Here is a 22,031-nt window from a genome sequence, read left to right as displayed (position 1 = left end):
GCAGCTGAAGCATGGATACTGAACCGACAGCATAAAGAGCCCCCGCTCTAACGCACAGCACCTAATGTTAGTCGGGGGCTTCTTTCTCATTATTCATCATTATTCATCATTATTCATGTTTATGCCATGGAATCTTCCTTCTTCGATTTTACCGGCTTGAGCACTTCTCCGCAGAGATCCTTAAGCTTGCTCTGAATCTCCTTAAACTCTTCGATTCCGGCACCAGTCAAGCTGTAGCCCTCACCGTGTGCAGTCAGGAAATTCTCTTCCGTCAAACGTTCGAGCTCATGCTTAACCTCCCGATCGCCGACCTTATATCCTTGTCGCTCCAGTTCAGGCTGCATCTCACTTATCGTAAGGTCACGCTCGTGTGCGTGATAGAGCATATGAATCCCAATAAACAAATTTTGTACGTCTGCCCGCATTCGCTTTCTCTCCCTCCACCTGTTAAGTTGATACCTGGTCTTTTCATTCATTACCCTTGCACCCTGGCGGGGAATCAGCCGTCTGGCCGGATCAAGCTCCCCATGCTCGTCCCTTGACGAATATCTTATACTTATACTATGGTGAATGAACCACGACGATATAATGGAAGGCGGAAATCAGCATGTTTCAAAATACACCTTATGAAGGCACCCGGAGCGAGCAATATGCCCAGGTCCTGAATCAGTTAAAAGCACTTATACACGATGAGCCAAACGCGATTGCCAATCTGTCTAATGCAGCCGCTCTGCTCAAACAGTTTCTGTCCGATACAAATTGGGCCGGATTCTATCTCTACGATGGCAAAGAGCTGGTGCTTGGCCCATTCCAGGGGCTGCCCGCATGCATTCGCATTCCGATGAATCGGGGAGTTTGCGGCACGGCTGCCGCTAAACAAACGACGCTGCTTGTAGACGATGTACACGAGTTTCCCGGACATATCGCCTGCGATGCTGCCTCGAACAGCGAGATTGTTGTCCCTATTATCGTAGAGGGTGCCTTGTATGGCGTTCTCGATATCGACAGCCCTCTGAAGAGCCGGTTCGATCAGGAGGACCAGCTATTCCTGGAGGAGTTCGTCCACATATTGGAAGCCCAGCTCACCTTATAAACAGGATGTTTTTGCGTATTCTTCCATACACTAACCAGGAGTTTGAATCCAACAATTCTTAGGAGGAATACAAGCAATGTATCAAATGAACAACAATAACTCACAAATTTCGCAGCAAATCCGTCAGTGTGAGCAAATTCTTCAACAGTTGACCCAGCAAACGCAGCAGGGCTCAGCCATGTACCAACAACTGCTGCAACAGGAACAGCAGAATGCAGCCCGTCTGGAGGAAATTGCTCAACGCGAACGTCAAGCAACTCAAATGATCCAATCCGCTCTGCAGGGCCATCAACAAGCCATGCAGCAGTACCAGCAAATCTCTCAGCTTGTCAAACAAGTGGAGCATACCGCGCAAGCTCACAATCAAACACAGCACATTCAGCCTTCCTTCGGGCAGCAGGGTTTCCCTAACATCCACCAAGGGCAAGGCTTTCAATAAGAACATCAAGAAGGGGTACCCACGGTCTGGGTACCCCTTCTGCTGTTTCTGCCATGTGACAGCGACTCGCATGTAAGATCTCTCTCTATGAAATTCCGTCATCCTTGTTCATTGCTTCTTGTTTCTACTTCGATTCATCGCTTACACTGAATTCGATCTCTGCTTGAATCTTGTACCTCTTCGGCTCTTCCCTGTTCGAATCACGCTGCGCCTTCGAATCAATCATAAAGTCCGCAGATCCGTACACCACATACTCTCCTTCAGGAAAACCATTCCTCAGGGAATGAATAAACGCTTTAAACTGTTTATCATCCCCGCCGTTGTATCCGCCACCGCCGCTATAATACTCGCGCAGGGGCTCTCCCTTTTTCAACGTGGTCGTAATATACGGTTCATTCATCGCATAGCTGATGTTATAATCCCTGATGAGCTCCTTCATCGGAAAATAAAAAGCGGAGGCTGCATGGCCGATCGTAATCTCAGCCTCTTCGCCCACATATTCCAGTTCCCCGTATACTTGAACTTTTTCATTTGGCTCGTAATGCTCCTTCTCGCTAACCAGGCGATACACAAAATCCCCATCGGGAACCTCCGCATGACTATCCCTGTCCGCTTTATTCAATGAAAGATTAGACTGAGCCGCCCCCGACATCTCCTGCTCCGCGCAACCTGTAAGAATAAACATCAATATAAACCCCAAGCAAGGTATCTTCTCATCTTTGATTTCACCTCAACCTCCAGACGGCTCGTGTGGTTACAAAGTTGCATAGATATGCAAAAAAGCCGTTTCCAATAGTCCGCATATCTGCGAAGTTTTGGAACAGCTCCTCAACTGGTGCATATCAATAAACCGAATCTACGATTCGTAAATGTTCTTAACCCGTCCAACCTGGCCGTCTTGAAGACGTACTTTGATGCCGTGCGGATGGTTCGGCGAATTGGTCAGGATATCCTTAACCACTCCACGGGTTAGCTTCCCCGTTCTTTGATCCTGCTTCAATACAATATCAACCTCAAGTCCCGGTCTGATGTTGGAACGCTGCCCACCATTCATCATCGTCCCTCCTGTTCTCATCATTCATGCTGTTCATTGCGCTATGTCCACCTTACTGAAATCAAAAGCCAAAAGCAAATCTCAACAACAAAGGACTGCCCGTTACGGATCCTTTCAGATCTCATAACCGGGCAGTCCCTCTATCTCATTCCAAGTATGGGGTAACCCCCCCTATGAATGGATTGGCATTGTTACAGCACACTTCCGCCATACAGGAAGCGGTTTTTCCAAGAGTCGCCGAAGCTGCCTACCAGGACGCCGCCGGATTCTTTCGAATACGTATGCAGCAGCTTGTTGTCTCCCAGATAGATAGCAACATGCGTAATTCTCTGCTTGGACTTGTCCAGTCCCGCATAAGCCGAAGCTGATGATCCTTTATAACTCATGAAGAATACTAGATCTCCGCGTTTCAGTTGATTTACGTTTGTAACCGCTGTTCCTTTATCTTTAACATATTGTCCTTGAGTACGTGAATTACTTGGCAGCGTAATGTTAGCCCCATCCATGAATGCGCGGCGGACAAAGGCCGAGCAGTCAAAAGTTTTCGTTGAACTGCGGTTAGAACCGAATTCATACGGCGTGCCCAGATACTTCATGCCTGCACTGATAACTTTTTCAACGCTGGCATTGGTAGAAGGGGTAGTTGTTCCCGAATTGCCGGAGTTGCTGCCCGAGTTATTTCCAGAGTTGCTGCCGGAATTGTTTCCGGAATTGTTAGAAGAGCCGTTGCTTGGGGTAATCAATTTAGATGAAGCGTACCCTTGCTTGCCACTAGAAGTTTTAATCTTATACCAGCCGGAGCTGCTGCCCAGAATTTGAACGCTGTCTCCTTTATAGACACGATCAACGACTTTACCGGAAGTCGAAGGCTGACTGCGCATATATACATTCGAGCTTGCTACACCTTTTGTTACAGACTGCGCAGTGGCAGCAGAGACTTCATTCACAGACCCATATCCGTAAGAACCAAGAACTGCTGCTGACAGAAGCGCTCCGGCCATCAATTTTTTAAAGCTTTTTTGCGAGAAAATAAGTATCTCCCCCATCTCGTTAGATTGTGGGATGACGAAATTGTCATTTTTCGTGATCCCGCAATCATTATAGACAGGCTATGTCTTGGGACGCATGCTACCATTCTCACAAAAACGCATGCCAACTATTGGTAAAGAGTAGGACTTTAGTCTCTTTTTATACTTTAATTTAGTATATATAGATTATAATAGAAATAAAAAACGCCAAAATAACCCAACGGGCCCGGTGAATAAACGTCCGGATCGCTCTGTTGGGTCTATCTGCTTATTAAATATACGAATGTATTTCTTACATTTGTGCACGGGGCACCTGATTCAGGTTCTCTTACACCTAAAAAAGAGCCTGTCCAGACGGTATCCCATCTGACAGACTCTAGTTTATCGTACATATTAAATTTCATTCCACTACAATATTGTAAACTTTTCGCTTTACGGTCTCTTGGAATAGAGCGGATATCCAGGGTTTTCCGGTACATCGATCAGAATGACCCGTACATTCTCTTGCGCCTTAAGGTTTATCGTCTCCCCCTGCTTCGTATCCATTACCATAAAGTCCCGATGTTCAAATAGAAGTTTCTCCTCTTCGGAGCTAAAACTGCCGGCCCCCCTGACTGCGAGCGCAGCAGCACGCCTGCCGGATTTCAATTCATACTGGGCCTCATGCCCGGCCAGAATCTGGATATCCAGCATCCTCACGTCTACGGATAGATCCGTTGGCGCAGAACCGCCAATCATCGTTTTGACCAGTCCACCCTGAATGCGGGTTACCGGAAATGAATCCGGTCGATACTGACGACAGGCCGGATTCTGTTTCAACGAATCCCTAAGATACGGCTCGAACCATAATTGGAGCCCTTCTGCATCAGGTCCGGTCAAACGTTCCTCATGCGTAAGTCCAGATCCGGCCCTCATCAACTGCAGGCCTCCAGGCCCCAATTCGCTGTGCATTCCCTGTGAATCCTTGTGTACACCCTTACCCTGCATCATATACGTCACGATTTCAAAACCTTGATGGGGATGGGGTGCAATATAACCTTCAACAGGCGAGCGGAACCAGGACCAATAGAAAAGAGGTCCCACCCGGGTCACAGCCGACCCTTCTCCAGAGAAACCGATCGGCTTCAGCTCTGTTATCCTTCCTCCGTCGAGAGAGCCCTTGCTCTGATTCTCAGGTGGATATACATTTCCTATCATGTCCAGTCTCCTCCTTTCACCCATCCATGATTGACCTTGAACAGGTGTTCACCTTGATATCTCGGCTTTAAGATAGTATTAACGATAACAGAATATATATCAACATCCTTATTTTCCCTGATTGAGAATGCATATTTGCGAATCACCTTCAGTTTATTTTCAGTTCGCTTTCAGACTTCATTCAGTTAAAGAACGTATGATACAGTTAAAGGAACGAAATAAGAGGAGTTTTGAGTTATGGAATCTGTTCACCGTATTCGCATTTTGCTTGTCGATGACGAGCCGCATATCCTGCAATTTTTGGAGTTGGGATTAAGAAATGAAGGCTTTGAGGTGCGCTCGGCCCCCGATGGAGAACAAGCAGTTATAGTAGCAAGCAACTTCGAGCCGCATGTCGTCGTGCTGGATGTGATGATGCCGGGGATGGACGGTCTGGAGGTGTGCAGACGCTTGAAGGAAGAGGGCAAGGATGTCGCGGTGATTATGCTAACGGCCAAGGATGAGATTGATGACCGGGTAAAGGGGCTAACCATCGGTGCGGATGATTATATGGTTAAGCCTTTCAGTTTTGAAGAGCTGCTTGCCAGAATCCAAGCACGGCTGCGCAATCAATTTCCAAGCCTGCTGGGTGAAATCCGGCTGGGTTCCTTCACCATTGATGACCGCAAGAAGGAAATTGCATACCAGGGTGAGGCGCTGGAGCTGTCACCTACGGAATACAAGCTGTTGAAGCTGCTTGTGACCAAACACGGCAGCGTTCTGAGCAAATCCAACATTTTGAATATTGTGTGGGATTATGATTTTGGCGGAGAGGATAACATTGTGGAGGTCTATATCCGTTCCCTGCGCGAGAAGCTTGGAGATAAGGAGCACCGGGTTATTCGCACCCTTCGCGGTGCCGGTTACCGGGTGGACTTGTTATGAGAATCCGCGACCGGATACGCTCATCAGGTCCTGGTTCTCTAAGGACGCAGCTGCTGTCGCGTTCCCTTATCGTATTGGCGCTTCTGCTGGTGCTGATCGGTGCGCTGCAATATGTATTGATGAAAAATGCCATGTTCCGTAATCAAGCCGAGGCGCTTGCTCTTCAAGTCCGCTCGCTCCCCAAGGAGCTCTGGGAACCTGACCGCGAGCCTCGTAACCGGCCTGCACTTCCGGATAAAGACACCGATCAGGAGAACTCTCGCCTGCAAGACAAAACCCTGTTCTTTCTGCCGAATATGTCGCTTGCCAAGATTGATATCGATGGGAGCTACTCGGACTTGGCCGCCGACAACGGGCTCATCGCCCCGCAGCTGCCCTCCGAGGATTATACAGCAGTCCTGGCCCAGCTCAAGGAGCGCCAGCCCATTCGATATGAAGTGATCGAAAATGCCGAAGGCACAGAGCAGATCGTTGTCTTTCGCCCTTACGGCAGCCCTGACAGCCCTTCCGGCCTGCTGCAGCTTGGTATGGATACGCAGCCGCTGCACGCGGTTCTTATGCGGCAGCTGATGATTTTTGCTCTTCTGGCCTTGCTTGCCATGGCGGGTGGAATCGCGTTGTATCTGCCTTTACTGCGCCGAACGCTCAATCCGCTCAGCCGAATGGTGGAGACGGTAGAACGCACCGATGCCGGAAATCTGGCTGAGCGTTTTCCCGTTATGCAAGGGCAGCAGGAGATCGACCGCTTGGCCGAGTCGTTTAACGGCATGCTGGAAAGGCTTGAGGATGCATTTCAGGCCGAACGTGAAGCCAAGGAGCAGATGCGGAGGTTTATTGCGGATGCTTCCCATGAGCTGCGGACGCCGCTCACTTCGATTCACGGGTTTCTGGAGGTGCTTGGCCGCGGCGCTGCCGACAACCCGCAGCAGCTGCATGCTGCGTTATCCAGCATGCACGGTGAATCCAAACGCATGAAGAAACTGGTCGAGGACCTGCTGCTGCTCGCCAAGCTTGACCGCAAGCCTGAGCTGCACCTTCAGGAAACCCGGCTCGATCAGCTGCTGCATGAGATGGAGCCCCATCTGAAGATGCTTGCCCAAGGACGGGAGGTATTCTTCCAATCGGCCCCCCTTCTATGCCAATGCGATCCCGACAAGATCAAGCAGGTTATCTACAATCTGTTCCTTAATGCGGTGCAGCACACGAATCCTGACAGGGGGCAGATCCATGTGACGCTTGATAGGGCTGCGGATCATGCCGTACTGCTGGTTCGCGACAACGGGACCGGGATTCCGAAGGAGCATCTTCCCCATCTGTTCGAACGTTTCTACCGGATCGATGAATCCCGGACCAGACAGCAAGGCGGTTCGGGTCTTGGACTCGCCATAACCCAGTCCATCATTGCCGCGCACGGCGGCTCGTTGAGTGTGGACAGTACAGTTAACCTAGGTTCTGAGTTCCGTGCCGAATGGCCGGGGATTATTCCCTAGCCTAAAAACACAGCTTCAAACACCAGCTCATTCAAGGAACGGCGCCCTGTAGGAACCTCGCTCCTGCAGCGCCTCCGGAAGTGCCGATTTGTCTCCCGGATAACCAAGCTTAATGACCGCAAGAAGCTCATATTCTGCCGGAATATGCAAAGCTTCGCGGGCAAGCTCACGGTCATAACCGCCAATGGCGCGGGTGTTCAGGCCGAGCAATGCTGCCTGTGAGGCGATTGTGCCCCAGGCTGTTCCCTCATCAAATGCATGACTGCCGCTGGGCGTCCGGCGGGACCGCCGCCGATCACGAGGACATCCGCCGTCAGTTTCAGCTCATCAATCGCGTTCAACTCATCATCTCCCCGCTCCCTTTTGTCAGTTAGATAAACCTGGATAAAACAACAAAAGGAGATCATGAATAGGGCTCATGATCTCCAGTGGACTGGTCGTTTGCAAATTTATCATAGTTATTCGATTGGAATTATCAAGAATTTTATCAGGTGAGGACACCAGCGTCAAAATATTTTTTGCAGTGAAGCATTGGTTATACGAGGTATGAACTCCACCCAGTCACCCCTATGTACGCTGCCTTGACTCACGCGTTTTTTCCTTATATCCCGACAATTTGGTACAATACAATCGGTAGTAGAATGTCAGATGAAGGGACTATTAACGATATGTTCAAAATTTTCATTGTCGAGGACGATGCCGGGCTGGTCAGCCTGCTGAAAGAGCATCTTCATAAATTCGGTTATATGACGGAGTCCGTTCATGACTTCGAAACGGTACGTGAGCAATTTGAATCGTATGACCCTCACCTCGTGCTTCTTGATATCAATCTGCCGAAATATGACGGCTATTACTGGTGCCGCCAGTTCCGCAGCCTCTCCACCTGCCCGATCATCTTCATCTCCGCCCGCGACGGCAAAATGGAGCAGGTGATGGCACTGGAGAACGGTGCGGACGATTATATTACCAAACCTTTCGATTATGAAATTGCGATCGCCAAAATCAAGAGCCAGCTGCGCCGCGCCTACGGCTCGTATGCCGCCGGACAGAACGAGCGCATCCTGAGTGTCGCCGGACTAACGCTCGACGTTGAACGCCTCTCCCTTTCACTGGAGCAAACACAGACGGAGATCAGCCATACCGAGGCCAAAATATTGGACGAGTTAATGAAGAAACCCGAGATGGTGGTCAGCCGCGACAGGCTCCTGGAGAAAATATGGGATGACCAGGCCTTTGTAGACGATAATACGCTGAATGTGTACATCACCCGGGTCCGCAAAAAACTCGCCAACCTCGGGATCGAGGAAGGCCTTCAAACCGTGCGGGGACGCGGCTACCGGCTGATTCCGAACTGGAGGGATGAAGCTTGAGAGTTATTTCTGCAGGAGCAGCGTCCCCTAAGTCATTGTTTATATTGCACAGCTTCTTGTCGTATCGCGTGATCTACAGACTTGACGGCTTCCGGAATATCACGGTCAGCCTGTACGCCGGCATCATCAGCCTGCTGCTGCTTCTCGGCTACCTGATCTTCCGATATATTGCCAACCGTTCCTTCTATAAACGACTGGAGCAGCCTCTCCCGGGAGAATCTCTCACCGGCGAATCCTCTGCAGAATCCTCCCACACTCCGCTCGCCGAAGCACTTCATCAGCTGCTTAGAACCCAGTTCCGGCAATACACAACGGATCTGCATAACTACAAGCACAAAATCGAGGGCCATCTTCAGTTCATCAACCAATGGGCCCATCAGATGAAAACACCGATATCGGTCATTCACCTGATTCTTCAGGATGACGATGATCCCCGTTTTGCAGCGATTGGCGACGAGCTGGATCGACTCAAAAAAGGGCTTGATCTGGTGCTGTATACCGCCAGGCTCGATACGTTCGAGCACGATTTCTATGTCGAGAACCTGCCGCTTGAACGCATCGTCCGAGGTGTCACCTCAGAGCAAAAACGGCTGTTTATCCGGCGCCGAATTTACCCCTCCATCCGGATGGAGAGCGGATTAACGGTCGCTACGGACGAGAAATGGCTCTCTTTCGTGCTGACTCAGCTGCTGACTAACGCAGTCAGGTATACCCTGGAGGAACAAGGGCGCTTGTATTTTGACGGTTATGCCCGGGAGGGTAAGGTTGTGCTTGAGATCCGGGATGAGGGCATCGGCATCCCTCCAAGCGATCTGCCCCGGGTGTTCGATCCCTATTTTACCGGAGAAAACGGGCGCCGATTCCGGGAATCGACGGGCATGGGGCTGTTTCTGGTCAAACAAATATGCGATAAGCTCGGACATGCCTTCGAGATCGAATCCAAGGTGGATGAGGGAACGACGGTGCGCCTTATTTTTGAAGGTACCGGCAGCCATAACTCGCACTGATCCCGTATCTGAAGATAAGGGATTGGCTTTGTGCCGGTTCAAATCCTGGTTAAAATGCTTTAACTCAGGTTCCCGAAGCACCGGCTTGCGATGCAAATAGAAACCTTACAAGGTTGTAAGGTAACTGTAAGTTACGAACATGGCATGGACGCGGTCAATTATTTTACAATGATACCATCGTATTAGAGGAGTGAAGATATGCCCATCCTGAGCGTCAAGCATCTATCCAAAATTTACGAGGGCAAAGTGGCGTTTCAAGCGCTGAGCAACATTCACTTCAACGTCACCCAAGGGGAATTTGTCGGCATTATGGGTCCTTCGGGCGAGCGGGAAAACCGACGCTCCTCAATCTGATTGCCACCATTGATCAGCCCACCGCGGGCGAGGTTATCATCAATGGACGCAACCCTCATCTTCTCAGCAGAAGTGACACCGCTCTGTTCCGGCGCCGGGATCTGGGTTTTGTCTTCCAGCATTTCAATCTGCTGGATACGCTGACAGTTGAGGAAAATATCGTTCTTCCGCTAACGCTGGAAGTTATGGCTCTAGGTGAAATGGACAGCAGGCTGGGCCGGATTGCCAACCAGCTCGGCATCGAGTCCATTCTGAACAAACACACATATGAGATCTCCGGCGGGCAGATGCAGCGAACGGCCATTGCCAGAGCGCTCATTCAGGAGCCCTCCCTGATTCTTGCCGACGAGCCCACGGGCAATCTGGACTCCAGGGCTTCCAAAGAGGTCATGCAGACGCTCTCTGCCTCAAGCAAAGAGGCTTCTGCAACGATCCTCATGGTCACTCATGATCCGGTAGCAGCCAGTTACTGTGATCGCGTCTTGTTCATTAAGGACGGACAACTATATAATGAAATGTATTGCGGCGACAACCGGCAAGCCTTTTTCCAGAAAATCATCGATATGCTGGCTCTGCTGGGAGGGGGAAGTCATGACCTTTCGACAATTCGCTTTTAGGAATGTCCTGAGGAATAAGCGGACCTATGCAGCCTATTTCCTAAGCAGCGCGTTCTCCGTCATGATTTTCTTTGTCTGTGCTTTGTTCCTGTTCCATCCTGCCATTGCAAATGAGATGTTCTATCCGGTTGTAATTCAGGCTATGGTCGGAGCAGAGCTGATTATGTATGTGTTCTCGTTCTTCTTCGTGCTGTATTCCGTCGGGGCTTTTCTCAAGACACGCAAACGCGAGTTCGGCATTCTGTTCATGCACGGGATGACAGACCGCCAGTTTAACAAGATGGTGTTTCTCGAAAATATGATCATCGGCTTAAGCGCCATAGCAACGGGTATCGTATTCGGCATCATTACAGGCAAGCTGTTCCTGATGGCCGGTTCGGCATTTCTTGGCATTCCGCCCCTGCCGTTTCGATTGCCGCTGCGCGCGCTTGGGCTGACCGTTGCAAGTTATGTACTGCTGTTCATCATTATCTCGCTGTGCACATCCTGTCTGATTCGGCCCAAAGCGTTAATCGAATTGTTTCAATCCGGGCAGCGTCCGAAAACCGCACCCGAGACATCACCATGGCTATCGGCACTGGCCGCTGTCCTGCTGATCGTCAGCTACAGCCTGGCGGCCACGACAACGGCCTCAACCCTCGAGCTGCGCATGTTCCCGGTAACCATAATGACGATAATCGGCACCTATCTGATCTATTCTCAGCTCGGGGTTGCTCTCGTTCGCAGGCTGAAGCGGAGCCGCAGGTTAACCTGGAGACGAACCAAACTTATCTCGCTTTCGAGCCTGCAGTATCGGCTCAGGGATCACGCCCAGATGTTCTCGATGGTGACCATCGTGCTGGCCGTGTCTTTTTGCTCGGTTGGCGTATTTGCCTCCATCCCGGTGCTTACGAAACAATTCAACGAGGATTATCCTGCCGCCATCGGCTATCTTGCCAAAGCAGGTGATACCTTCGAGAAACAGCATTTGAATGAAATCAAGCAGGAGCTTGAATCTAAAAAAATACCGTTTGAAACGCTATCGTTTCGCGTTAAATATACGGAAGCCACATCGGCCTCCGCTCTGGATCAGCCTGTGGAGAATCCGTTAGCCTTGATATCCTTCTCCGACTACAAGGCAGCGGTGCTGATGGCGGGGCTGCCGTTCGATGAACAGCCGCTTCGGGGCGAAAATGCGCTTGTTCTGATTGCTTCTCAAAATGACAGAGCCTATACCCGCAACCGGGAGCACGCCTCTTACCAGCTTCAGGATTCCGGAATCAGGGTGCACGAAATCGGTTATTCCGATCATGTCGGCGTGCCGGAATATTTGCTGCCGGAGATGGATGACGATTCCCGCTTCGGCGGGCTTGTCGTCCGTGATGCGACCTTCGCCGCCATCACGGACCCGGTACGACAGGAACGGTACACCGGCTTTTACGTGGATGATTTCACGAAAACGGAAGGCATCGTTCCCCATCTCGCGCCGCGAGGGGCCGTACGTTATGAGATGGGCCAGCCTTACGCGCTGGCGGTCAGCGGCACTCTGTTTGCCCTGCGGGACAGCCTGTATAATATGCTGCTCTTCGCGGCACTGCTTGTGGGCACGGTGTTTTTTATTGCGGCAGGCAGTTTCCTGTATTTCCGCCTCTATGCCGACCTGGATTATGACCGCAGGCATTATGCCACGATATCCCGGCTCGGGATGACCGATAAGGAGTTCCGGCGAATCGTAACCGGACAGCTGGCGCTGCTGTTTTTTGTGCCGATTGGCCTTGCGATTGTGCACAGCATCTTTGCGTTTATTGCGCTGCAGAGCTACTTCTATCTATCCATTGCAGCTGAGATGGGGATTGTGCTGATCAGTTTCCTGATGATGCAGGTCCTGTACTTCTTCTTCATCCGCAGTCAATATCTGCGCAAGCTGAAGCAGTCACTTATATAAAGGGTGGAAGAGACGTCCTTATCTTTTGAAAGAGGTATAACTTTTGGAAAACTGGATTACGGATATTATGGAGCAATTCGGCTACATCGGCATTCTGCTCATGATTGCTCTGGAAAACGTGTTTCCTCCGATCCCCTCCGAGGTCATTCTTACCTTCGGCGGATTCATGACAACCTATACGAATTTGACGGTGCCCGGCGTCATTATTGCCGCTACGATCGGCTCTGTGGTCGGTGCGGTTATTCTGTACGGCATTGGTCGTCTGCTCGATGTCGAGCGGCTTGAGAAGATTGTGGATCGCTGGGGACATATCCTCCGCGTGAAAAAAGAAGACATCCGCAAAGCGGATGCGTGGTTTGATAAATACGGCTACTGGACGGTGCTGTTCTGCCGCATGATCCCGCTGATCCGGAGCTTGATCTCCATCCCAGCGGGCATGTCCAACATGAAGTTCGGCATGTTCCTGCTCTTCACCACCATCGGGACCTTGATCTGGAACATCATCCTGGTGTCCGTTGGAGCCGCCGTCGGCGATTCATGGGAGAATATCGTGGCCTTCATGGACGTCTACTCCTATATCGCTTATGCTGTAATTGCTGTGGCAGTTATTGCGTTTTTGTTCTTTTTCTTCCGCAAGCGGAGAAAATCCGCATAACGTCAACTTGGGATTACGACATGAAATGACCATGAGATCCGATTGGGCTCGTGTTTGAGTGCGAATTGATCAGACGTTGGTGATTACGTATTTGGTCGCATGGATCACTTATTCGGCAAAATATTAGTCAGGCGTTTGGCGCGCAGTTCGCACGCATGGGTCGCGTAATTGATCATGCATTCGGTCGTTTTGATACACTCATGGGTTACGCATTCAATCCTACATTCGGTCGTTTTGATCCACGCCTGGGCACGCACTTGTCGCACATTCGATCACCCATTGCTCAGGTTATTTCATGCCATACATCATTAACATCATTACGGTTTAACATTTTATATTATCATGTAAGGGAGAGGCTGTAGGTCATGGATTTTTTAACCATCCTCAAAGCAATTATTCTGGGAATCGTCGAGGGACTGACCGAGTTCGCTCCTGTATCCTCAACCGGTCATATGATCATCGTTGATGACATGTGGCTTAAATCCGAGGAGTTTCTGACGAAATACGTAGCTAACACATTCAAGGTTGTCATTCAGCTTGGCTCCATCCTGGCGGTCATCGTTGTGTTTAAAGACCGTTTCCTGGACCTCTTGGGACTTAAGCGCAAAAAGCCTGAAGCCGGCGCTCCGGCTGATACAGGCAGACTGAAACTCAGCCAGGTTATCGTAGGATTGATTCCTGCGGGTATCCTCGGCGTATTGTTCGAAGATTTCATCGATGAACATTTATTCTCTACCGAAACAGTGCTTATCGGACTTGTGATCGGGGCCATTTTTATGATCGTTGCCGACAAAGTCAGCTCGAAAAAAGAGCCGAAGGTTGTGTCCGTCGACCAAATTACGTACAGGCAGGCCTTCAGCGTCGGACTGATCCAGTGTCTGTCGCTCTGGCCGGGCTTCTCACGCTCCGGCTCCACCATCTCCGGGGGCGTCATGCTCGGCATGAGTCACCGCGCGGCAGCGGACTTTACCTTCATCATGGCTGTACCGATTATGTTCGGGGCCAGCTTCCTGTCGCTGCTGAAGAACTGGGAATACTTCACCCTGGAGGCCCTTCCGTTCTTCATCGCCGGATTTGTAGCGGCCTTCGTATTCGCTCTGATCTCCATCCGCTTCTTCCTGAAGCTGATTAACCGGATCAAGCTGGTACCGTTTGCGATCTATCGGATCGTGCTCGCTGCTGTAATTGCGTTGGTGCTGTATCTGTAAGTAAGTTGGGTAACTCTGTGGGTGATTTGTGGGTGATTGGTAAGTCTCTGCGTTTGAGTCTCTATGAACCCGTTAGACTGTGGAGACGCTTAGCAAACATACCGTTGCTCCAACTACTGTAGTTCCCCGGATTGCTGATATGACTCATCATACGAAGAAATCCGGGGCAAAGGCGACCACTCCGTTTTTCCGGAATCGATTGGTTCGCTTCGCTGATTCATGTGAGTGGTGCTCCTTTTAGAGTAAAAAGGCAGGTCAAGATCTAAAAATCTTGCCCTGCCTTTTGTTATTTCAGCTGCCAGGTTCCCACGAGTTATTGGGTTCCTCTATTCGAACACCTTGACCTTGATTACTGATAACCGTGATTCCTAATGCGTTACTGTGCCTAATGCGTACTGTGCCTGCTGTGTTACTGTGCCTAATGCGTTACTGTGGACGAAGGTATGGAGACTGGAGTATTGCAAGGCTAACAACGGAGGCTGTTCCGGACCAGAAATCCGTTATTTTCGAAAAATCGACTCATTTTTAAAATGAGCGGACACCAGAGCCGTTATTATACAAAATTATGCTCAACAACTGCTCATTTTCGGGGAATAGCGGATCTCTTGTCCGTAACCTTTGCGAAAATGCCTAGTTTCCACCAAATAAGGTACTCTGTGTCCGCTAGCGATTCACGATTTTAATTTTTCCTATAACAACAGGCTGTTTCCCCATACAAGGCCATATTGTGCCCCCCCAATTGTGCCTCGTTCATTATCGTCCCCTGTACAGCTCCAGCTCCTCGCACTGCTCCTGTACCGTTTACCGCACTACTCTCCTTGCACAAGCTACATAACTGCCTGTACACTCCCGGTGTGCCAACTCCTATCATCATGATTGCACACTCCGAATAACGGCTACGCTTGTCCCCCATCCCCATCATCCATCAAAAAGAACAAACCTTCCCCTTCGGGAAGGCTTCTGTTTCTGATCTCAAGGATCTAACATGAATTCACGCTGGTCAGCCTCGCTTCACTCTTCAAACGATAAATTGGCGGGCTCCTCCAGCATCTCGTATTGAACCTCGAGGTTGGTCGTTGGTACACTCCGATCCACCTCTTCAAAGCGGAAGCTGTCCACCCATACCTGACCTGCTCCCATCAGCAGCACACCGATCGAGATCGTGGCACTATCTTCTGGCACGTCCAGCACGATCGCATAGTGATTCCAGTTCGTGCTGCCAACAATGCGCCGATCGTTCATATTGTCGAATTGAAGCACATCCTCTGAATGGCTGTCGACACGCATCCACAGCCCGCAATATTCCTTGACGTTCTCGGTTTTGACAAAACCGGAGAATCGCATCCGTTTGCCGACGAATTTACCGGCTTTAAACTGCTGCATCATGGTCGCAAAAGCACCCATGTCCATGGGTGTGACAGCTTTAAGATAGCCCGAAGTGCTTCCTTGATGGACGGTGGTCCGGTCGATGCCGATTTCATAATCCTGAGGATGGCTTCCGCTCAGGAACCAGCCCTTTAATGCGGACTGAGACTGTTGCTGCTGCATAGAATCATCTCCTTGTTCAAAAATGGAATGGTGAGCGTGCGCCGCGAAGATTTTCCGATAACGTCCCGGGGGCATGCCGTACAATTTCTTGAAGGCTCTCGTAAAAGACTCCTGGCTCTCGAAATGGCAGTGAAAGGAGATGTCGATGATCGCAGCCTCGGAGTGCAGCAGAAGCTGCGCCGCATAACAAAGCCTTCGTTTTCTAAGGTAATCCGCGATATTCATACCGACCTCCTTCCGAAACAAACGGTGGAAGTGATATGGAGAAAAACCGGCATGAGATGCAATATCTGCGAGGGTCAGCTGCTCCTCCAGATGCTGCTCCATGTACGCTATGCTCTTTTGGATGATTAGCTGGGTACTCAAGGTTAAGCCCTCCTTTGTTTATAAGGATACCAAAAGGAACCGGCGCGGTTTTGATCTTTTTTGCCAACATAACAAACCCCTTCGAATATACGTTTCGAAGGGGCTTATTTAACGATTTATTCAAGTCACTCCGGTCCTGATAATGGAATGACTCCTTATAGCGCCAAAGACTGCGCCGTGAACAAAGGCACGGCCCTATCTACAAACCATATTACCCCTGCGCCTTCAGCTGGACGGTGCGCTTGGTGCTTGCGGACTCGTACGCTGCAATGGCGACACGGGCAGAGTAGTAACCGTCCTCACCGGTTATTTCAACCGGTTTGCCGTCGCGGATGCTTTCCACAAAGCTGTTCACAAGACCTTCGTCCATATCGTCGCCCCAGAAGCTCCATGCGGCCTTACCTGTCACATCGCTGTAAACGTCGTTCTTCTGGGCGAAGGAATCGATGTTCAGCACACCCTTGGTGCCAATAATCTCAAGTGTCACATCTCCCCAGGTCGGGAAGGTGCGGTTACGGGACCAGCTCGGGTCCAGCACGGCTACAACGCCATTCGCGAATTTGACGTGCACCATGCCTGCATCATCAATCTCCGTGTCATTGAACAGGGTCTCCGCATGGGCATAGACTTCCTCTGCTTTGCTGCCGGTAAACCAGTGCATCAGATCCATGACATGGACGGTATGATCCAATACGGCTCCGCCACCCGATTTCTCCCGTTCAATAAACCAGCCCCCGGGCATGCTGCCCCGGTTGGTCCCCTTCATGGCCAGAATATCGCCGATCTGTCCGGCGTCAATCGCTTCCTTGGCCTGACGTACGGACGTAATGTAACGGCAAGGAAAAGCGGTCATAAGCTGAACACCGTTATCCTGGCACACTTGGATCATCTCCAGCATCTCCGATTCAGACAAGCCTAAAGGCTTCTCGCACAGGACATGCTTGCCCGCTGCAGCAGCGTGCTTGGTGATTTCCGCATGACGCGAATTTTCCGAACAGATCACGACGGCATCCAGTTCCTCTGCCAGCAGCTCGTTATAATCCGCATAGTACCGAATCCCTCGATCCACGGAGTATGGTCGCACGCGTTCCGCGTCTTCATCCGCGATTCCGACTACCTCGACATCATCCCGCTTCAGCATGCCCAACAAATAACTTGCTGCATGCATATGGGCGAAGCTGATAAATCCTACTTTTACTTTCTTCATGAAACCGTCCCTCCGATCGTCACGGGCTGTCCGGTCTGAGCCGATTGCTCCGCTGCTTGAGCGATTTGAACAGCATAACAAGCATCCTTGATGCTTACGAGCGGCTCGCTGCCGTCACGGATACACTCGATGAAATGCAATACCTCTTTATAATAAGGGTGATGGAGGCTTGGACTTGCGGGAACCTGTACCGCTGCTCCATCCCCTGCCTCTGCGCTTACCCGTTTAATGTCCAGGGACTGCACCTGATTGCTATCGAATCTGATGATTCCTTGATCTCCTGAAATCTCGAACTGTGTCGTAAACGGTCCGGGATACCCCCAGTAGCCGGTTAAACTCGCAATTGAGCTATTTTTAAAATGAAGCGTCAGCTGGGCGTATTCCATCTCGGGCTCGGCCCGTTTAACGATGGAAGCATATACCGACTCCACCTCCCCGAACAGCCAGCAGGCGAAATCGATGTCATGAATCATGAGATCCATGATAACGCCGCCGCTTTTGCCAGGGTCGTTATACCATAAATCCATGCCCTGCGGATAGGACCCGTACCGCTTAAAGTGAGCCATCTTCGGCGTTCCGATATGACCGGAGTGGGCCTTCCGATAAGCATCCTGATAGTTCGGAAAGAATCGGACGACATGTCCGATAAACAAACGGACTCCGTGCTTTTCGCAGGCCGCCTTCATCTCCTGTGCATCCTCCAGCGTTAAAGCTGCCGGTTTTTCGCAGATGACGTGCAGCCCTTTTTCCGCCAACTTCAGTACAAACGGTTTATGGAGATAGGTGGGCAGACACACCGCAACCGTTTCCAAATCTTTTTGCTCCAACAGCGAATCTACATCCGTGTATGCCTTCGCCCCGGTCAAGGCAGCAGCCTGCTCAGCCCGTTCGGCGTTCAGATCGACCACGCCCGTTACTGTTACGCCCGGCATTTTCGCCAAATTGTGCGCATAGGCCGTCCCCATCGTTCCACAGCCCAATATCGCTATGTTCATGCTTATCCCTCCAGTATGCCTATAATGACCTGAATCAATAGGTGATGCCGTATCCACGATCCGCGAATACTTTCCACCCTGTTTACATTCTTCATGTGACATGACATTCCTGCCTGTTTTTCAGGATTCGAGGTTTTTTGAACTTATGCCGCTAACTTGGTAAAGTGTATATAGTGAGTAGTAATAATAACATCCCTTAGCGCTGCAAATTCGAAATTGGGATGCGTTCCAATCCAGCACAATAGAGAGAAAGGGTGTAGAGAGAACATGTCAGAACTTGTCGTACAGACGAAAGACGGGCGTATTCAAGGCATTTTGGAAAACGGAGTGCGTGTTTGGAAAGGCATTCCGTATGCGAAGCCCCCGATTGGACCGCTTCGGTTCCGTGCCCCCGCAGCTCCCGAGCCTTGGGACGGGATAAAAGACACCACCGCCTTCAGCCCCATGTGCCTCCAGCCGTTGGAATCCACATCAAGCATGCTTGGAGGAGGCGTAACCAAGATCGTGTCGGAAGATTGCCTTTACCTCAATGTGTGGACACCCCGGAACGCTCCTGCTGAGCCGCTGCCAGTCATGGTATGGATTCATGGCGGTACGTTTGTCACCGGCTCTGGCAGCTTGCCAAGCTATGACGGTTCGGCCTTCGTTCTCCGCGGCAGCGTTATTATGGTTACCATTAATTACCGCCTGGGCCCTCTCGGATTTCTTCATCTGGCTCCGTTCGGTGAATCTTATGCCTCCAACACCGGCTTGTTGGACCAAATCGCAGCTTTGCAGTGGGTGCAGGACAATATTGGCGGCTTCGGTGGAGACCCGGATCGGGTTACAGTATTCGGCGAGTCAGCCGGCAGCATGAGCATTGCCGCCCTGCTGGCCATGCCTGCGGCAAAGGGGCTGTTCCACCGGGCCATCATGGAAAGCGGTGCTGCCCAAGTTATCACATCGGAAGAGGCACAGATGATTACGGCAGGTTTATTGAAGGAGCTTGATATCCCGCGAGCAGAGATGCATCGGCTGGAATCCCTCACCGGAGAGCAAATATTCGAAGCCGGGGAACGGCTGAAGAAGCGGGTGGGTCCTGGTGTAAGCATGCTCTTCCAGCCCGTCCTGGACCCGGACACACTCCCCCAGGATCCGCTGCAAGCTGTTCAGGAAGGCTCGGCCAAGGATGTACCCATCCTGATCGGAACGAATCTCGATGAAGGCGCTTTGTTCTTCCGGCCGGACATGCCCCTGGTGAAGGAGAGAGATCTGGTCCACGTCGTTGAACGGATGACCGGGATCCCCGATGCGGCTCCCCTTACCAAGGATTACCCTTATACCATTGACGGACATGCCCAGATTATGACCGACCTCGTATTTCTGGCGTTCGGCCCTGCAGTTCGCTTCAGCTCAGATCGGACATGCACCGGTATGGATGTACCGATTCGACTGGACACTGCCGAATCACCCGATTCTCGGAAAAGCGATGCATGCACTCGAAATTCCATTTGTATTCAATACGCTGGCGCTGTTCCGGAATATCGGCGTTCAGGTGGATGCTCAAACGCAGGCCTTGTCCGACCGGATGCAGGATGCATGGATTGCCTTCGCACGGGGCGGCTCACCGGATACGGAGGGACTGCCGTGGCCGACTTATGAGCCAGCGTCGCGCTCAACGATGATATTCAACTCCGATTGCTCGATCATCGAGGACCCGGATGCGGTAAAGCGCATGAATATGGGTTTATAGCATACATCACACATCTTGCCGCAGCAAAAAGCTGTACTCCGCGCATCTCGAATCGCGCAGAGTACAGCTTTTCATCTGTCTTCGTCTATTCTTCACTTTTTATTTTACGGCACCCTGCGTAATGCCGTTGATGATCCACTTCTGCGCGAACAGATAGATGATAATCATCGGCAGCATCGCCATCAGATACGAAGCAAAGGCCAGATTGAAGTCCGTATTGAACTGCCCTTGGAATATATACTGCACCAGCGGCAGCGTGTAGGAATTCGTATCGCTGATGATGATCAGCGGCAGCAGGAAGTCATTGTAGGTGGAGAGACAGATCAGAATCCCTACCGTTGCATTGATCGGTGCCATGATCGGGAATATGATTCTCCAGAACGTTCCCCAAGTCGATGTGCCGTCCACTCTGGCCGCTTCCTCCAAGGCAACCGGAATGGATTTGATGTAACCCACATACACAAATACGTTAAATGCCAAAGCATATACGGTATGCAGGATCGTAAGCCCGACCAGATTAGTCATATGGAGCCCGGCCGTCAATTTGACCAGCGGCAGCATGATGATCGGGAACGGAATGAACATCGCGCTGATGAAATAGAAGTACAGTCCCTTGAAGAATCTACGATTCATATTGCGAGCGATGGCATACGCCACAAGTGAATTGGTCAACAGCGTCAGCACCACCGTTGCCGTTGTTACCATCGCGCTATTGCCCAGCGCATTGAAGAAATTGGTCATTCGTATCGCATTGGTAAAATTCTCGAAATGAAGCTCCTTCGGCAAACCGAACAGGGAGGTAAGCATGTCCTCCGGCGTTTTGAGCGCAATAGTGATTGTCATGTACAGCGGGAACAGGATCAGGATGGTACCCAGTGTGATGAGAATCATCACCGTCCAATTGGTTTTGGTCCGCATTACATCTCCCCCTCCCTTCTCTGCAGGAATCGGATTTGCACGATCGAGATCGTGGCAATCAGAATGAAATAGATCACAGAGTTAGCCGATTGATAGGCAAACTCCCCTCCCTCGAAGCCGCCGGTGTAGATCAGATGGGAGATGGACTGTGTCGCCCGTCCCGGCCCCCCGTTGGTGAGGGCAACGATCTGGTCAAACACCATCAGGGAATTCTTCATCGCAAGCACCATGTTAATCGTAAAGAACGGTGCAATCAGCGGGAACGTAATCCGCCAAAACTCCTGCCAGCGGTTGGCTCCATCCAGATTGGAAGCCTCGTACAGCGTGTGGGGAATAGTCTGCAGCCCGGCCAGATACAGAATCGTGTTATAGGCAATACCCTGCCATACCGCTACGACTACGATACCAATCCAGGCATGCTGCTCGCTGCCCAGAATATTGGTGGACAGCCACTCGATCCCCAGGTTTTGTCCCCAAATGGTGAATACATTCGAGAACAGGTAATTGAATATGTAGCCCACAATCAGCACACTCAGAATATTCGGCAGGAAGTAGATGCCTCTGAAGAAATTCCTCGCCTTGATTTTGGCATTAAGCCCCATGGCAATCAGCAGGCTGAAGATATTGATGAGGATCGTTACTACCACCGCGAATTTAAATGTGAACCAGTACGCATTGCCCACGTTGCTGTCCTTGAACAGGTTCGCATAATTCTTGAATCCGATGAAATCGAAGTTGTCCCCGAATCCGTTCCAGTTCGTGAAGGAGTAATACACCCCTTGCAGCGCCGGCAGTGTCAGAAATACGAAGAACAGTATCACCGCAGGCACGGTCATCAAATAGTAAGGCATAAGCCGCTTGTTCATGTTGGGTCCTCCTCAGTGCATCTTGGATATCGTGTATGT

The 22,031-nt window shown here is 50.8% G+C and carries 20 protein-coding genes and 3 pseudogenes; 11 read left to right on the top strand and 12 right to left on the bottom strand.

From position 1 onward, the window contains the following. Nucleotides 1-119: 119 nt before the first annotated feature. Entirely contained in the window at nt 120-425 is a 306-nt protein-coding gene (locus PVOR_RS05740; protein WP_006208165.1) for a hypothetical protein, read from the bottom strand. 182 nt (nt 426-607) lie between these two features. On the opposite strand from PVOR_RS05740, the gene PVOR_RS05735 reads away from it, so the two are divergent. Further along, nucleotides 608-1,093 carry a GAF domain-containing protein gene (locus PVOR_RS05735; RefSeq protein WP_006208164.1) on the top strand — a complete coding sequence of 162 codons (486 nt, stop codon included), beginning with the start codon at nt 608-610 and terminating at the stop codon, nt 1,091-1,093. A gap of 76 nt (nt 1,094-1,169) precedes the next feature. Continuing rightward, nucleotides 1,170-1,532 carry a hypothetical protein gene (locus PVOR_RS05730; RefSeq protein WP_006208163.1) on the top strand — a complete coding sequence of 121 codons (363 nt, stop codon included), beginning with the start codon at nt 1,170-1,172 and terminating at the stop codon, nt 1,530-1,532. A 124-nt stretch (nt 1,533-1,656) separates the two neighbouring features. On the opposite strand, the gene PVOR_RS05725 is transcribed toward PVOR_RS05730, so the two are convergent. The 4 genes from PVOR_RS05725 to PVOR_RS05710 form a co-directional block, all read right to left on the bottom strand. Beyond that, on the bottom strand, nt 1,657-2,217 hold the full coding sequence (locus PVOR_RS05725) for a hypothetical protein (protein WP_040680246.1): 561 nt from the start codon (nt 2,215-2,217) through the stop codon (nt 1,657-1,659). Between the two features lie 171 nt (nt 2,218-2,388). Next, the gene (locus tag PVOR_RS05720; RefSeq protein WP_006208161.1) at nt 2,389-2,586 is read right to left on the bottom strand and encodes a YwbE family protein; all 198 of its coding nucleotides are present in this window, start codon (nt 2,584-2,586) and stop codon (nt 2,389-2,391) included. A gap of 191 nt (nt 2,587-2,777) precedes the next feature. Then, nucleotides 2,778-3,587, bottom strand: coding sequence for a C40 family peptidase (locus PVOR_RS05715; RefSeq protein ID WP_006208160.1), 810 nt, complete (start codon nt 3,585-3,587; stop codon nt 2,778-2,780). 459 nt (nt 3,588-4,046) lie between these two features. Continuing rightward, a complete protein-coding gene (locus tag PVOR_RS05710) occupies nt 4,047-4,811 on the bottom strand; it encodes a pirin family protein (protein WP_006208159.1) in 765 nt (254 codons plus the stop codon). 237 nt (nt 4,812-5,048) lie between these two features. Between PVOR_RS05710 and PVOR_RS05705 the strand changes: the two genes are divergently transcribed. Beyond that, the gene (locus tag PVOR_RS05705) at nt 5,049-5,735 is read left to right on the top strand and encodes a response regulator transcription factor (RefSeq protein WP_006208158.1); all 687 of its coding nucleotides are present in this window, start codon (nt 5,049-5,051) and stop codon (nt 5,733-5,735) included. Next, on the top strand, nt 5,732-7,225 hold the full coding sequence (locus PVOR_RS05700; protein ID WP_006208157.1) for a sensor histidine kinase: 1,494 nt from the start codon (nt 5,732-5,734) through the stop codon (nt 7,223-7,225). The genes PVOR_RS05705 and PVOR_RS05700 overlap by 4 nt, the downstream gene beginning before the upstream one ends. 27 nt (nt 7,226-7,252) lie before the next feature. On the opposite strand, the gene PVOR_RS29070 is transcribed toward PVOR_RS05700, so the two are convergent. Both PVOR_RS29070 and PVOR_RS31380 read right to left on the bottom strand, forming a co-directional pair. Beyond that, nucleotides 7,253-7,435 (bottom strand): hypothetical protein, encoded by a 183-nt coding sequence (locus PVOR_RS29070; RefSeq protein ID WP_006208155.1) that lies wholly within the window; start codon nt 7,433-7,435, stop codon nt 7,253-7,255. Continuing rightward, entirely contained in the window at nt 7,423-7,566 is a 144-nt protein-coding gene (locus PVOR_RS31380; protein ID WP_234972781.1) for a hypothetical protein, read from the bottom strand. The genes PVOR_RS29070 and PVOR_RS31380 overlap by 13 nt, the downstream gene beginning before the upstream one ends. Before the next feature lie 327 nt (nt 7,567-7,893). Here PVOR_RS31380 and PVOR_RS05690 point away from each other — a divergent pair, with 327 nt between their 5' ends. The 6 genes and pseudogenes from PVOR_RS05690 to PVOR_RS05665 all read left to right on the top strand — a co-directional run bounded on the left by PVOR_RS05690 (nt 7,894) and on the right by PVOR_RS05665 (nt 14,360). Next, nucleotides 7,894-8,595 (top strand): response regulator transcription factor, encoded by a 702-nt coding sequence (locus PVOR_RS05690; RefSeq protein WP_006208153.1) that lies wholly within the window; start codon nt 7,894-7,896, stop codon nt 8,593-8,595. A gap of 9 nt (nt 8,596-8,604) precedes the next feature. Next, nucleotides 8,605-9,602 (top strand): annotated as a pseudogene (locus PVOR_RS05685) (sensor histidine kinase). 198 nt (nt 9,603-9,800) lie between these two features. Beyond that, a pseudogene (locus tag PVOR_RS05680) lies at nt 9,801-10,573 on the top strand (ABC transporter ATP-binding protein). After that, the gene (locus PVOR_RS05675) at nt 10,548-12,497 is read left to right on the top strand and encodes an ABC transporter permease (protein WP_006208148.1); all 1,950 of its coding nucleotides are present in this window, start codon (nt 10,548-10,550) and stop codon (nt 12,495-12,497) included. The pseudogene PVOR_RS05680 and the gene PVOR_RS05675 overlap by 26 nt, the downstream one beginning before the upstream one ends. Nucleotides 12,498-12,540: 43 nt before the next feature. Then, the gene (locus PVOR_RS05670; protein ID WP_006208147.1) at nt 12,541-13,152 is read left to right on the top strand and encodes a DedA family protein; all 612 of its coding nucleotides are present in this window, start codon (nt 12,541-12,543) and stop codon (nt 13,150-13,152) included. A 365-nt stretch (nt 13,153-13,517) separates the two neighbouring features. Next, complete coding sequence (locus PVOR_RS05665) at nt 13,518-14,360, top strand: undecaprenyl-diphosphate phosphatase (protein WP_006208144.1); 843 nt, start codon at nt 13,518-13,520, stop codon at nt 14,358-14,360. 1,011 nt (nt 14,361-15,371) lie between these two features. On the opposite strand, the gene PVOR_RS05655 is transcribed toward PVOR_RS05665, so the two are convergent. The 3 genes from PVOR_RS05655 to PVOR_RS05645 form a co-directional block, all read right to left on the bottom strand. Continuing rightward, nucleotides 15,372-16,274, bottom strand: coding sequence for a helix-turn-helix domain-containing protein (locus PVOR_RS05655; RefSeq protein ID WP_006208142.1), 903 nt, complete (start codon nt 16,272-16,274; stop codon nt 15,372-15,374). A 211-nt stretch (nt 16,275-16,485) separates the two neighbouring features. After that, the gene (locus tag PVOR_RS05650; RefSeq protein WP_006208141.1) at nt 16,486-17,481 is read right to left on the bottom strand and encodes a Gfo/Idh/MocA family protein; all 996 of its coding nucleotides are present in this window, start codon (nt 17,479-17,481) and stop codon (nt 16,486-16,488) included. After that, nucleotides 17,478-18,476, bottom strand: a complete 999-nt coding sequence (locus tag PVOR_RS05645) for a Gfo/Idh/MocA family protein (RefSeq protein WP_006208140.1) — start codon at nt 18,474-18,476, stop codon at nt 17,478-17,480. The genes PVOR_RS05650 and PVOR_RS05645 overlap by 4 nt, the downstream gene beginning before the upstream one ends. Nucleotides 18,477-18,743: 267 nt before the next feature. Here PVOR_RS05645 and PVOR_RS05640 point away from each other — a divergent pair. Beyond that, a pseudogene (locus tag PVOR_RS05640) lies at nt 18,744-20,208 on the top strand (carboxylesterase/lipase family protein). A gap of 99 nt (nt 20,209-20,307) precedes the next feature. Here PVOR_RS05640 and PVOR_RS05635 read toward each other — a convergent pair. Next, nucleotides 20,308-21,126, bottom strand: coding sequence for a carbohydrate ABC transporter permease (locus PVOR_RS05635; RefSeq protein ID WP_006208139.1), 819 nt, complete (start codon nt 21,124-21,126; stop codon nt 20,308-20,310). After that, complete coding sequence (locus PVOR_RS05630) at nt 21,126-21,992, bottom strand: carbohydrate ABC transporter permease (RefSeq protein ID WP_006208138.1); 867 nt, start codon at nt 21,990-21,992, stop codon at nt 21,126-21,128. The genes PVOR_RS05635 and PVOR_RS05630 overlap by 1 nt, the downstream gene beginning before the upstream one ends. Nucleotides 21,993-22,031 lie beyond the last annotated feature (39 nt).

It is taken from the genome of Paenibacillus vortex V453, assembly GCF_000193415.1.
GTDB lineage: Bacteria > Bacillota > Bacilli > Paenibacillales > Paenibacillaceae > Paenibacillus_AQ > Paenibacillus_AQ glucanolyticus.
This window is presented reverse-complemented; position numbering and strand designations above follow the sequence as displayed.